Source organism: Rathayibacter iranicus NCPPB 2253 = VKM Ac-1602 (genome assembly GCF_003149025.1).
Lineage (GTDB): Bacteria > Actinomycetota > Actinomycetes > Actinomycetales > Microbacteriaceae > Rathayibacter > Rathayibacter iranicus.
The window spans coordinates 1-12,250 of sequence record NZ_QGDV01000009.1; the positions used below are offsets into that span (position 1 = coordinate 1).

Genomic DNA, 12,250 nt, shown 5'->3' on the forward strand with positions numbered 1-12,250 from the left:
CCGTGAACGCCGAGATCACCGACTCCGCAAGCCCGGTATCGAACGGGACGTCCTCCTCGATCGCACCCAAATCCGCCACGACGACCGTCCCTTCCTGACCCGCCGACCACCCGGCGTGAGTATCGCTCGGGAGCATAAAAGGACCGAAGCAACAAACGGCAATTCGCGACGCCACTACGCGCCACCGGAGAGAGCCCGCAGGCGAATCACCAGCGACGTGCGCAGGAGCGCAATCGCCACGTTCTCCACGAATCGACCTGCCGGATGCGGGCCGTGTGCCTTCTACAGCGGCGCAGGTCGCGAGCGCGCCCACTTCCTCGAGGTGTCGCCGCTACCCGTACGAGCGGAACCCACTTCGGGCGCACCGCTGAAAACGCCGCCCGCCCCGTCGGCTGGAGTCGCGACGCTCGACCGCCACTAGCAGACCCACACGGCGGATGCGCAGCAGAGCAAGGTGCTGATAGACATCAGCCAAATGCACCGCGAGCCCCCTAAGACGACGCCCCTCCCTGCCTCTTCTCGGGACTGAGACCGGCGAGTGACGGACGCTCGATCACCCGCATCGCACCTGCCACCACCGACCGAAAGAGCACTGCTATGACGCCTTCTCTCTCCCGTCCTTTCGTCTCCGGACTGGCCGCCCTGGCACTGACCGGGAGCCTGCTCGCCGGCGCGGCTCCGGCGTTCGCTACGACGTCGCCGCTGACGAACGCGACCGCTGCCGCGGCGACCGCTGCCGACCCGGCCGCCCTTTCCTCCGGGCAGCAGCTCGCCAAGGGACAGTCCGTCGTCTCCGCGAGCGGCGCCGTCCGCTTCGTGCTGCAGGACGACGGCAACGCGGTTGTCTACAGCACAGGCGGGGCGACCTGGAGCTCGGGCACGCAGGCCCGCGGCGACCGCCTCGTCATGCAGACCGACGGCAACCTCGTGATCTACGACTCCACCGGCCGTCCCGTCTGGTTCACCGGCACGAACGACCCCGGCTCCATCCTGCGGATCCAGGACGACGCCAACCTCGTCGTCTACCGCTCCACTGGCACCCCTGCTTGGGCGAGCAGCGTCAATGGGCGCATCACCGCACCCGACGACCCCCCGCTCGAGTCCGGGGCGACGCTCACCGCCGGCCAGCAGCTCACCGCCGGACCCGAGAGGGCCGAGATGCAGACCGACGGTAACTTCGTCCTCTACGGCCCGCAGGGAACTCGCTGGTTCACCGGCACCAGCGGCGCCGGCAACCGTCTGGTGATGCAGACCGACGGCAACGCGGTGGTCTACGGCGCCGACGGCTCGGTGAAGTGGGCGTCCGGAACCGTGGGGAACCCCGGCGCGGAGATGCGTATCAGCAGCAGCGGTCTCGTCATCTCTAGCCCGCGGGGCCTCGTCTGGACAAGCATCAGCCAAACCCGCCGCGACACGCTGCAGCACGAGACCACGCTCATCAGCGGCGACCAGCTGACCTCGGCGAGCGGCGCCTGGCGCGCCATCATGCAGGGTGACGGTAACTTCGTCGTCTACGGACCTCGCGGCGCCGACTGGTCCACGGGCACCTCGATCCCCGGCAGCGACATCGCACTGGCCGCCGACGGCTACCTCGTGGTGTATGCGCGGGGCACTCAGGAGGGCGAGGGCCACTGGGACAGCTCCCCCGAACTCGCCTTCAGCACCAGCCCGTTCCGCGTCGTCATGCAGAACGATGGCAACCTCGTCGAGTACGACGCCAATGACCGGGTCATCTGGGCCAGCCGCGCCTGACCCCGGCGCTCGACACGAGCGCGAAGGCCCGCTTCCCGAGTCGAGAGCGGGCCTTCGTGCCGCTCGGCCCAATGAACGTTCGCTTCACGATCTCCTTATGGGACTCCATCTCGGGACCGTGGTGACTACCGTCGGCGTCCGAGGTGACGGACCGCCTCGTCTGCACGGCTCGATTCGAGCGTCGGGTGGATGGCTCTGCGCCGTGATCGACGTGGCGCGTGCGTCGGTCTGGCGCTGCCGCGCTCCACGATCCGGACTACGGTCGGTCCGTGATCGCCCTACTGCTCGCGACCGGAGCCACCGTCGTTTGGGCGCTGACCCACCGCAGGCTGCGGCGGTTCGTCGTCAGCGGCCCTCTCCTGATGACGCTCCTCGGCGCCGTTGCCGGCTGGTTCGTTGTGGGGGAGAGCGTGCTGTTCCTCGACTCAGAGGCAGCTCTTCACGTCGCCGAGGTGATCCTCGCTCTGCTGCTTTTCGTGGACGCGGTCGACGTCAAAGGCCCTCCTCGCGCGGTGCTCACTGCTGTTCCGCTGAGGCTGTTGCTGATCGCGTTGCCACTCTCGCTCGTCTGCATCCTCGCCGTCGGTCTGGCCCTGCCCCTCGGGCTCTCGGTCCCCGTCGTCATCGCCATCGCCTGCATCGCGACTCCGGTCGACTTCGCGCCGGACATGTCGATCGTCCGAGATACGCGGATTCCCGCCAGAGTGCGGCGCTGGCTCAGCATCGAAAGCGGCTACAACGACGGCCTGGTCGCTCCGGTGTTCCTCGCCGCTCTCGCTCTGGCAGCGGAGTCTGCGCGGCCGGGTCAAGACGCGCTCGAGGCTTTCCTGATCGCAGCGCCGGCCGGGCTCATCGCCGTCGTCGTCGGAGCACTCGTGGGCGTGGCCGCTGGGCGGCTCTTCCGTATCGCGCGGGCGGCGGGATGGGCGGACGGTCAAAGCATTCGAATCGGCCTGCTCGCTCTTCCGGTGCTGACCTTCGCCGCCGCCGTCATGGTCGGCGGCAACGGCTTCGTCGCGGCCTTCGTCTGCGGAATCGCGTTCCGGCTCGCGCGAGGGCGCGGGTGGGACGACCACTCTGAGATCCCCCTGGTCGAGGACGTGACCTCGTTCCTCACCCTGCTGCTGTGGTTCACCTTCGGGATCGCTGCGGTCGTCCTCGTGACCGGATACCGGGACTGGTGGCCGGCGCTTTTCCTCGCGTTCTTCGCGCTGACAGTCGGGCGCATCGTCCCCGTGCTCATCGCCCTCCTGGGAAGCAGGGCGACACGCAAGGAGCGACTGGTCATCGCCCTACTCGGTCCTCGCGGAGCCGCGTCAATCGTGTTCGGACTGATTGCGGCCAACGCACTTTCCACCGATGAGGGTTTCGACGTTCTCGCCGCTACCAGCTTCGTCATCCTCGGGAGTCTGCTCTTGCATGGAGTCGGCGGGCCACTCCTGATCCAGAGGCTTTACGGAAAGAGCACTCACTCCATACGCGAGACGCCGTCCTCCCCGACCAAGTCGTAGAACTCTTCCCACGGCATGTTGTCGATCACATTGTTCTCGATGGCAAGGACATCGCTCGGCAGGCAGCGCATGGACTGGCCCTCGTACTCGTCCTTCCACGCCCAGGCGACGAAAAGCGTGTGCTCCGGGGTCGACATGGTGATCGCGTCGGCGAAGAACACCAGCGGATGCGGATAGGACTTCTTCAAGCTGCGCACCATCTCGAGGGCGACCGCGGTATCCAGGCCGTCCCAGGACCGGTCCTCGACCCTCTCGACGGTGGGCTGGAAGTCTTCCTCAGTCGCGTTCTGAATTTCCTGCCAGGTATGCTCCCAGAGCTCGTCGTTCGAGTAATCGCATCGGAGGACGGGGACCTGCTTTGTCCGTGGGATTTTCGAAATCGTCATGGCACGTAAGACTAGCGAGAGCCTCCGGCGCCGGCGTCCTCAGAGCGTCGCTATTGTCCCGCCGAGTGACTGGCCTGATGTCGCCGATCGGCTGCCAGTAGGGTCTCGCGGCTCCGGTCGCCCGGCAATCACGAGGTCGAGTCCCGTCGTCGGCGCTGAGGTCGTCGGCGCTGAGGCGCAAAAGCAGTCCCCCCGACAGACCATGAGCCACGTCGGAGGAAGCCGGATGGGGTGATCGACGGCCACTGGGGCTGAGGCGGCTGGCCTTCCTGCCGAGCGCGACACGTGGATCTGCACATGCCCCAAGAGTTCGATGAACAGAATGTGAGGAGAGGCCCTCGTCACTACTGGCAATTGCCGCTGTGTGAACGTTCACACAAGAACCATCTCGGGACATGTCTGTATATGGCTTGTTGACCACATGCTCGGCGACGAGCTAGCGTCGCTTTCGGGTGGGGGCGCTTCAGGGGGTTTCGAGAGCTGCCGAGTGATGCCTTGCCGGATCCAATTGACGTGTGCCTGACGTCCCTGGTGCTTCCTGTTCGCGCATCGCTTCCCGAGGTGACGGGGGCGATGACATGAACGACCCGCGCGGGGTCGCCGCCGCGGCGTGCAGCGTCACGCACTATCCGAGGGTGCCCTGCTCACGTGTCGCAGGCAGAGAGGCTCATTCGCCTGCCGGTGTCGACGTGCGGAGTAAATGCTGGACGAGGACACGTAAACGACCCGCGGATGCCGCAGCGCTCGCCCCTCCGTCCCCGCTGCGATTTCGCGAGATGCCGGGCGGCGGACGAGATCGGCTGCCGCGGCGGGGGATCTCGTCCGTGCGGAGGCATCTCGCGACATTTCGCGAGATTTAGGGGGTGGGGGTGGGGGTGGGGGTGGGGGTGGGGGGTGGGGCGGTGGTCGCGCGGCGGATGAGTTGGGTGGGGAGGTGTACGTGCAGGGAGCGCGGGGGGTGGCCGGACATGAGGGCGATCAGCATCTCGGCGGCGGTCGCGCCGAGAGTTTGCATGGGCTGGCGGATGGTGGTCAGCGGCGGGTCGAAGCGGGAGGCTTCGGGGACGTCGTCGAAGCCGATGACTGAGAGGTCACGCGGGACGGCGAGCCCGAGGTGCGCGGCTGTCTCGATGATGGCGAGGGCCGAGACGTCGTTGGCGGCGAAGACGGCGGTCGGCCGGTCCGGGAGCGAGAGCATCGAGGAGGCGGGGCGCCGCGCCGTGTCGTGGTGGTAGTTGCCGACCCGCAGGAGGCGCTCGTCGAACGCGAGGCTCGCCTCCGCCAGCGCGGCCCGGTAGCCGGCCTCGCGCAACCGCGCCGAGCGCAGGTCGCCCCGGCCGGCGACGAAGCCAATGCGGCGGTGCCCGAGGGCGATGAGGTGCCGGGTGGCGAGCAGGGCGCCACCGAAGTTGTCGGACTCGACAGTCGGCAGGTCGGCCCGTCCAGTGTGCGGATCGACGGCGACGAGCGGGATGTCGGCGGGTGCGCTGACGACGGAGGGGGTCACCAGGATGGCGCCGTCGAGCAGTGTGCCGCTGAGCCGGCTGAGCGAGCGCCGCTCCCAGCCCTCCTGCTCGCCCGCGTGTGAACCGGAGTAGGCGAGCAGGTCGAAGCGGGAGTCGGCGAGCACCGAGCCGACGCCCTTGAGGATCTCGGCGCTGAACGGCTCGAAGCCTGCGACGAGTACCCCGATCACTCCGGTGCGTCGCGAGCGCATGCTGCTCGCGACGAGGCTGGACTCGTAGCCGAGTTCGCGCACAATCTCGAGGACGCGGGTGGCCGTGGCGGGCGCGATCCCGTACCGGCCGTTGACGGCTTTCGAGACTGTCGCGACCGAGACTCCGGCCGCTGCGGCGACGTCATGGATGGTCGGACGTGGAGTCATGCCCGACTGTAACTCCTCCTTCGAAAACCATTTCGAAAACGTTTGACCCTTGCCAGAGCGCCGCCGACACTGGCTCTGCCCGCCTTCGCGGCGGACGCACCTCAGTGCCGCTCCCCTCGGCGGTGCTTCTCGACGAAGAGAAACGGTTGGACGATGAAGTTCACGAAGATCGCAGTGGCCACAGCAGCCCTGCTCGGCGCGGCGGCGGCCCTCAGCGGCTGCTCGGCACAGAATTCAGGGTCGAGTGATGGCACTGTCGCCATGACCCTCTGGCAGAACTCCACCACGGGTCCCGGTCAGGAGTTTTGGGACAAGACGATCACGGACTTCGAGGCCGCGAACCCCGGAGTGACGATCGAGTCGCAGGCCATCCAGAACGAGGACCTCGACGGCAAGCTCCAGACGGCGCTCAATTCGAGCGACGCGCCCGACGTGTTCCTCCAGCGCGGTGGCGGCAAACTCGCGGCAATGGTCGCGGGCGGCCAGCTCAAAGACATCACGGGCGGCATTTCGGAGCAGGCGCGCAGCGAGATTCCCGCGGGCTCGTTCTCGGCGAACACCCTCGACGACAAGGTGTGGGCGATGCCGGTCGCCGTCCTTCCGGGCGGCCTTTTCTATAGCCAAGACCTCTTCACTGCGGCCGGGATCACCGAGACGCCGAAGACGATCGATGAACTCAACTCCGCAATCACGAAGCTCAAGGGCAGCGGCACCCAGGCCGTCGCTCTCGGCGGCAAGGATGCCTGGCCCGCCGCGCACTGGTACTACTTCTTCGCCCTGCGCGAGTGCAGCGCCGACACCATGGCCGAGGCGGCCGACACCAAGGACTTCTCGGATGACTGCTGGGTCCGTGCGGGCGAGGACCTGAAGAACTTCGCCGCCACCGAGCCGTTCAACGAGGGCTTCCTCACCACCGCCGCCCAGCAGGGCGCGGGCAGCTCGGCCGGACTCCTGGCCAACCACCAGGCATCGATGGAGCTGATGGGCGCGTGGGACCCGGGCGTGATCGCCTCCCTCACCCCTGACGAGAAGCCGCTGCCCGACCTGGGCTGGTTCCCGTTCCCCGAGATCGACGGTGGTGACGGCGAGCCTGGCGCGATCATGGGCGGCGTCGACGGTTACTCCTGCTCGGCCGGCGCCCCCGACGAGTGCGTGGACTTCCTGAACTACCTCGCCACCGCTGATGTGCAGAAGGAGTACTATGCGGCCTTCAACGCGCCTCCGGTGAACACCGTGGCGCAGGAGGCTGTGACCGAGCCGTACCTCCAGCAGATCCTCGTGGCCTACAACTCGGCGCCCTCTGTCTCGCAGTGGCTCGACACCGTTTATGGGCTCAACGTCGGCAACGCGCTGAACGTCGGAGTCGTCGACCTGCTCGCCGGCAAGAGCGACCCGAAGCAGCTGGTCGAGGCCGTCAACGCCGCCGCGGCGAAGGCGTAACGACCGTGGCACTCCGCGAGAGCCCGCTCCTCCCCGTGGAGCCGCCCCGCGGGACCGCGCGCACCGGAGGCGTCACTGCGACGCCTCCGGTGCGCCGGCGCCGCCGCAGTGTCGGCTGGTCGGGGCGGCTCGAGATTGCGCTCCTGGTCGGCCCGGCGCTGATCGTGTTCCTCGCCTTCGTGATCTTCCCGGTCGTGATGGCGGCGTACTACGGCTTCTTCAGCTGGCAGGGCTACGGGGCACCGACCGACTTCGTGGGGCTCCGCAACTACCTCACGATCCTCCAGGACCCGACGTTCCACGATGCCCTCGCGCACAACGGGATCATCGTGGTGCTCTCGCTGGTGCTGCAGGGGCCGGTCGCGATTCTCCTGGCGCTGCTGCTGAACCGGAAGCTGCGCGGGCAGTCGTTCATCCGCGTGCTGATCTTCGTGCCGTACGTGATCTCGGAGGTTGTCGTCGGCACCGGCTGGAGCCTGATGCTCCAGACCAGCGGAGCGGTGAACGGGCTGCTAGAGAAGGTCGGCCTGGGTGCGCTGACGCAGGACTGGCTCTCGGATCCGGCGATCGCGATCTGGACGCTGATGCTCATCATCACGTGGAAATACATCGGTTTCGCGGTGATTCTCTTCCTCGCCGGGCTCCAGGGCATTCCCGAAGAGTTGTCGGAGGCGGCGGCTATTGACGGGGCTTCCTATTGGCAGGTGCAGCGGAGGATCACCCTGCCGCTGCTTGCGCCGACGCTGCGGATCTGGGCATTCCTGTCGATCATTGGTGCGCTGCAACTGTTCGACCTCGTCTACATCATCTGGGGACAGTACGTGTCCTCGACCGCGGGCACCTCGACGATGGCGATCTACCTCGTCACCAACGGGCGGAATGCGGGCAACTACGGATACGGGAACGCTGTCGCGGTGGTCTTGTTCGTGATCTCGCTCGTGGTGGCGCTGCTCTATCAACGCTTTGTGCTCCGGCGCGACACGGCGGGCGCACTGACGGGAGACAAGCGATGACTGGCACGACGATGACGGCCCCGCCGATCACTCCCCAGACCCCTCGGCCTCTCGCGGTGAAGCGGCGCCGGCCGCCGCTCGGCCGTGGCACCACCATCGCCTACGTGGTCGCGATCGTCGTGATCGCGCTGATGCTCGCTCCGGTGGCGTACATCATCATCGGCGGCTTCCGTACGAATGCGCAGATCACCACCGACCCGGCCGGCCTGCCTGCGCCGTGGAATGTGCAGAACTACCTCGACGTCATCACCGGCGGCGTCTTCTGGCAGGAGGTCGGCAACTCCACCATCGCGGCCCTCGCGACCACGCTTGGCGTCGTCATTCTCGGCCTGATGGCCAGCTATGTCCTCGCCCGCTACGACTTCACCGGCCGGGGAGTGTTCTATGCCCTCTTTGCCGCCGGCCTGATGTTCCCGATGACCGTGGCGATCACTCCGCTCTACCTGGTGATCAAGAGCCTCGGCCTGATGAATTCGCTTGCCGGAGTGGTGCTGCCGCAGATCGCGTTCGGCCTGCCGACCACGATCATCATCCTGGTGCCGTTCCTGCGGGCTATTCCCGACGAGATCCAGGAGGCGGCGTTTATCGATGGCTGTAGCCGGATCGGCTTCTTCTTCCGGATGGTCGTGCGCCTGGCAATGCCGGGTGTCATTACCACGGGGATCCTCGCGTTCATCGCGAGCTGGAATAGCTACCTGTTGCCCCTGTTCATCCTCAACAACGAATCGACCTTCACGCTCCCGCTCGGGGTGCAGGCGTTCTCGTCGCAATACTCCGTCGATACGGCGAAGGTGCTTGCCTTCGTATCGCTGTCGATGATTCCGGCGCTGATCTTCTTCAGCGTCTTCGAGCGCCGCATCGTCGGCGGGCTGACCGGGGCGGTGAAGGGATGAACGTCGTCGGTCCCGCCGTGCCCGCATTCGCCGTTCCCGCAGCACCAGAGAGGGTCGCACCGTGACCGCATCGCACGCACCCCGAGACCCGTCCCCGCAGGCTCCGTCCGCCCGCATCGCCGAGCTGCTGGGCCGGATGACGCTGGAGGAAAAGCTCGCCCAACTCGTCGGCTACTGGGTCGACCAGGGTGGCGAGGTCGTCGCTCCGCTCGCCGGCGAAATGGCGACATCGACCGGATACGCGGAGGCGACCCGCGAGGGGATCGGCCAGCTGACCCGCGTCTATGGCACGCGCCCCGTCGATCCGCTCGAGCGCGCGCAGTGGCTCTGGGCCGAGCAGCGCCGGTTAGTCGAGGAGACTCGGCTGGGAATCCCGGCGATTGTGCACGAGGAGTGCCTGACCGGGCTGGCGGCGTGGAAGGCCGCAACGTTCCCCACTCCGCTGGCCTGGGGCGCCTCCTTCGACCCGGCGCTTGTGGAGGAGCTGGGGCGGGTGATCGGCGGCTCGATGCGCGAGCTGGGGATCCACCAGGGCCTCGCCCCCGTGCTCGACGTGATCCGCGACCCCCGCTGGGGCCGGGTGGACGAGTGCATCGCCGAGGACCCGTACGTGGTCGGCACGCTCGGCACCGCGTACGTGCAGGGGTTGCAGTCGGCCGGAGTCGACGCCACGCTGAAGCACTTCGTTGGCTACTCCGCCTCTCGCGGCGGGCGCAACCACGCGCCGGTGCACGCCGGGCCCCGCGAGATCGCGGACGTGCTCCTGCCGCCGTTCGAGATGGCGATCCGCGATGGCGGCGCCCGCTCGGTGATGAACTCGTACGCCGAGATCGACGGCGATCCCGTCGGCGCAACACCGGCCTACCTCACCGGAGTGCTGCGCGAGCGCTGGGGCTTCGACGGAGTAGTCGTCGCCGACTACTTCTCGGTCGCGTTCCTGCACCTCATGCACGCGGTCGCTGCCGATCTGGGCGAGGCGGCCGAGCTGGCGCTCGCCGCGGGGATCGACGTGGAACTGCCGACGGGCGACGCGTTCCTCGCTCCGCTCGCCGCGCGCATCCGCTCAGGGGCCACCGACGAGGCGCTGGTCGACCGGGCCGTGTTGCGCGTGCTGGCGCAGAAGGAACGGCTCGGGCTGCTCGACGCCCGATTCGACGACGTGCCGCAATCGATCGATCTCGACTCGCCCGCGCACCGCGATATCGCCCGCCGCCTGGCCGAGGAATCGGTGGTGCTGCTCGCGAACGATGGGACGCTACCGCTCGCCGCGCCGCGCCGACTCGCGCTGATCGGACCGAACGCCGACAGTGCACCGGCGCTGATGGGCTGCTACTCCTTCGCCAACCACGTGCTGGCGCACCACCCCGACGTGCCGCTGGGCTTCGAGATCCCGACGGTGGCCGACGCGCTCGCAGCGGAGTTCGGCACGGCCGAGCTGTTTCTCGCCGAGGGCTGCTCGGTAGAGGGCGATGACGGCTCGAGGATTGCCGCGGCGGTCGATGCCGCTGCTGCTGCCGACGTGGCAGTCGTAGTCGTCGGCGACCGGGCGGGCCTCTTCGGCCGCGGCACGGTCGGTGAGGGCAACGACGTCGAGAGCCTTGAACTCCCGGGTCGTCAGCGCGAGCTGATCGAGGGGGTCGTCGCCACGGGCACGCCCGTCGTGCTGGTACTGCTCACCGGCCGTCCGTATGCGGTGGGCTGGGCGTTCGAGGGACCGTCGGCTCCGGCCGCGGTGCTTCAGGCCTTTTTCCCGGGGGAGGAGGGAGCCGGCGCGATCGCGGGCGTCGTCTCGGGCCGCGTCGCGCCCTCGGGGCACCTGCCCGTGTCGCTGCCGCGCTCGGCGGGGGCGCAGCCGTTCTCGTACCTGCACCCGATCCTTGGCGGACCCTCCGAGGTGACCAGCGCAGACAGCACTCCGGTGCTGCCGTTCGGGCACGGGCTCAGCTATACGTCGTTTTCACGCTCGGAGTTGGCGGTCGCGGCATCCTCGGTACCCACCTCGGGCTCGTTCACTGTGACCGTGCGCGTGCGCAATACCGGCGAGCGTGCGGGCACCGACCTGGTGCAGCTGTACGCGCGCGATGTCGTCGCGAGCGTCACCCGCCCGGTGGCGCAGCTGCTCGGGTACGCGCGCGTCGCGCTCGAGGCGGGCGAGGAGGCGGAGATTCGCTTCGACGTGCCGGCCGCGCGTCTGGCTTTCACCGGGCGTGAGGGGGTGCGGATCGTCGAGCCGGGACGGATCGAACTGTGGGTCGGACCGGACTGCGCGACCCGCGAGACGCAGGCCGCGGTCGAGCTGGTCGGCGACGCCGCGCCTCTCGACGCCTCCTCGCAGCGGTTCGTCTTGGTGGAGGTACTGCGCGAGGAGGCGCTGGTGGCGCTCGCGGACTGAGGCGTGAGGTGTCGAACGAAGGAAAGATTGCGGTGGCGGGCCATCAATTCGCGGATGGCGAGGCCTTCTGACGCATTCTTCCTTCGTTTGTTACGCCTCGCTCTCGGAAAGAGAAAATCGGCCCGAGCCGTGAGGCGAGCGGGCTGATCGTGGTACGTCGACCGCAATCCACGACCCTGGGCAGTGCAGACCTCCGCGGCCCTGGCGGGTCTACGGCCGGCGCGGCAGGCTGGGGGCATGAGCGACGACGCGAAGCAGACCCTCCTCCGCTACCTGCAGGAGGGGCGCGACGCGCTGCTGCACAAGCTCGACGGACTTGGTGAGTACGACGTCCGGCGACCGCTGGTCGCGACCGGCACCAACCTGCTCGGGCTGGTGAAGCACGTGGCGGGCACGGAGGCGGGCTACCTCGGCGCCGTCTTCGGCCGCCCCTTTCCGGAGCCGATGCCCTGGATGGAGGAGGATTCCGCTCCGAACGCCGATATGTGGGCCACCGCCGACGAGCCGCTCGAGGACGTGATCGCGCTGTACCGCCGCGTGTGGGCGCACTCGGATGCGACCGTCGCCGAGCTCCCACTGGATGCGCCGGGCCTCGTGCCGTGGTGGACCACGCGCGAGGTGACGCTGCAGCGGATCCTCACGCACCTCATCGCCGAGACGCACCGGCATGCGGGTCACGCCGATATCGTCCGTGAGCTGGTCGACGGGCGGGTGGGGCTTCGGTCCCCGGGAGACAACCTTCCACCGGTGCCGAGCGAGTGGTGGCCGGACTACACGGCCCGCCTGGAGGCAGTGGCGCGCGACGTGCGCGACCGGACCTGAGGCGAGGGCCGCGGGCGCGTCCGGTGCTGACGTGAAGGGACCGATGATTCCTGTCCTGGGTCGAGCGCGCCTCGTCAAGGGGGTAGGGCCACCCGCGGTCCGGTCCTAGCGTCGGAGCCGAGGCCCGCCGGGAGGCGCGGCCCGGACGGAGGAGGA

At 68.2% G+C, this 12,250-nt stretch carries 9 protein-coding genes; 7 read left to right on the forward strand and 2 right to left on the reverse strand.

From position 1 onward, the window contains the following. Positions 1-597 precede the first annotated feature (597 nt). Both B0H03_RS10215 and B0H03_RS10225 read left to right on the forward strand, forming a co-directional pair. Positions 598-1,752 carry a hypothetical protein gene (locus B0H03_RS10215; protein WP_104265671.1) on the forward strand — a complete coding sequence of 385 codons (1,155 nt, stop codon included), beginning with the start codon at positions 598-600 and terminating at the stop codon, positions 1,750-1,752. 269 nt (positions 1,753-2,021) lie between these two features. Next, entirely contained in the window at positions 2,022-3,263 is a 1,242-nt protein-coding gene (locus tag B0H03_RS10225; RefSeq protein WP_104265678.1) for a cation:proton antiporter domain-containing protein, read from the forward strand. Here B0H03_RS10225 and B0H03_RS10230 read toward each other — a convergent pair. Both B0H03_RS10230 and B0H03_RS10235 read right to left on the reverse strand, forming a co-directional pair. Beyond that, complete coding sequence (locus tag B0H03_RS10230) at positions 3,221-3,649, reverse strand: DUF6924 domain-containing protein (protein ID WP_104265669.1); 429 nt, start codon at positions 3,647-3,649, stop codon at positions 3,221-3,223. The two genes, B0H03_RS10225 and B0H03_RS10230, sit on opposite strands and share 43 nt — an antisense overlap. 856 nt (positions 3,650-4,505) lie before the next feature. After that, on the reverse strand, positions 4,506-5,534 hold the full coding sequence (locus tag B0H03_RS10235; RefSeq protein ID WP_109714876.1) for a LacI family DNA-binding transcriptional regulator: 1,029 nt from the start codon (positions 5,532-5,534) through the stop codon (positions 4,506-4,508). Between the two features lie 153 nt (positions 5,535-5,687). Between B0H03_RS10235 and B0H03_RS10240 the strand changes: the two genes are divergently transcribed. From B0H03_RS10240 to B0H03_RS10260, 5 genes are all read left to right on the forward strand, one after another. Beyond that, positions 5,688-6,974 carry an extracellular solute-binding protein gene (locus B0H03_RS10240; RefSeq protein ID WP_104265664.1) on the forward strand — a complete coding sequence of 429 codons (1,287 nt, stop codon included), beginning with the start codon at positions 5,688-5,690 and terminating at the stop codon, positions 6,972-6,974. A gap of 5 nt (positions 6,975-6,979) precedes the next feature. Further along, a complete protein-coding gene (locus B0H03_RS10245; RefSeq protein ID WP_104265663.1) occupies positions 6,980-7,987 on the forward strand; it encodes a carbohydrate ABC transporter permease in 1,008 nt (335 codons plus the stop codon). Then, the gene (locus B0H03_RS10250) at positions 7,984-8,880 is read left to right on the forward strand and encodes a carbohydrate ABC transporter permease (protein ID WP_104265662.1); all 897 of its coding nucleotides are present in this window, start codon (positions 7,984-7,986) and stop codon (positions 8,878-8,880) included. The genes B0H03_RS10245 and B0H03_RS10250 overlap by 4 nt, the downstream gene beginning before the upstream one ends. A gap of 136 nt (positions 8,881-9,016) precedes the next feature. After that, positions 9,017-11,272: a beta-xylosidase/alpha-l-arabinosidase gene (locus B0H03_RS10255; protein WP_104265668.1), complete on the forward strand. Its 2,256-nt coding sequence runs from the start codon at positions 9,017-9,019 to the stop codon at positions 11,270-11,272. Between the two features lie 237 nt (positions 11,273-11,509). After that, positions 11,510-12,094, forward strand: coding sequence for a DinB family protein (locus B0H03_RS10260; RefSeq protein WP_104265667.1), 585 nt, complete (start codon positions 11,510-11,512; stop codon positions 12,092-12,094). The last annotated feature ends 156 nt before the right edge of the window (positions 12,095-12,250 follow it).

What these genes read in the sequence shown, in the direction of transcription:
- B0H03_RS10215 (WP_104265671.1), top strand. Translation starts at nt 598, where the DNA reads ATGACGCCTTCTCTCTCCCGTCCTTTCGTCTCCGGACTGGCCGCCCTG.
- B0H03_RS10230 (WP_104265669.1), bottom strand. Translation starts at nt 3,649, where the DNA reads ATGACGATTTCGAAAATCCCACGGACAAAGCAGGTCCCCGTCCTCCGA.
- B0H03_RS10235 (WP_109714876.1), bottom strand. Translation starts at nt 5,534, where the DNA reads ATGACTCCACGTCCGACCATCCATGACGTCGCCGCAGCGGCCGGAGTC.
- B0H03_RS10240 (WP_104265664.1), top strand. Translation starts at nt 5,688, where the DNA reads ATGAAGTTCACGAAGATCGCAGTGGCCACAGCAGCCCTGCTCGGCGCG.
- B0H03_RS10250 (WP_104265662.1), top strand. Translation starts at nt 7,984, where the DNA reads ATGACTGGCACGACGATGACGGCCCCGCCGATCACTCCCCAGACCCCT.
- B0H03_RS10255 (WP_104265668.1), top strand. Translation starts at nt 9,017, where the DNA reads ATGACGCTGGAGGAAAAGCTCGCCCAACTCGTCGGCTACTGGGTCGAC.
- B0H03_RS10260 (WP_104265667.1), top strand. Translation starts at nt 11,510, where the DNA reads ATGAGCGACGACGCGAAGCAGACCCTCCTCCGCTACCTGCAGGAGGGG.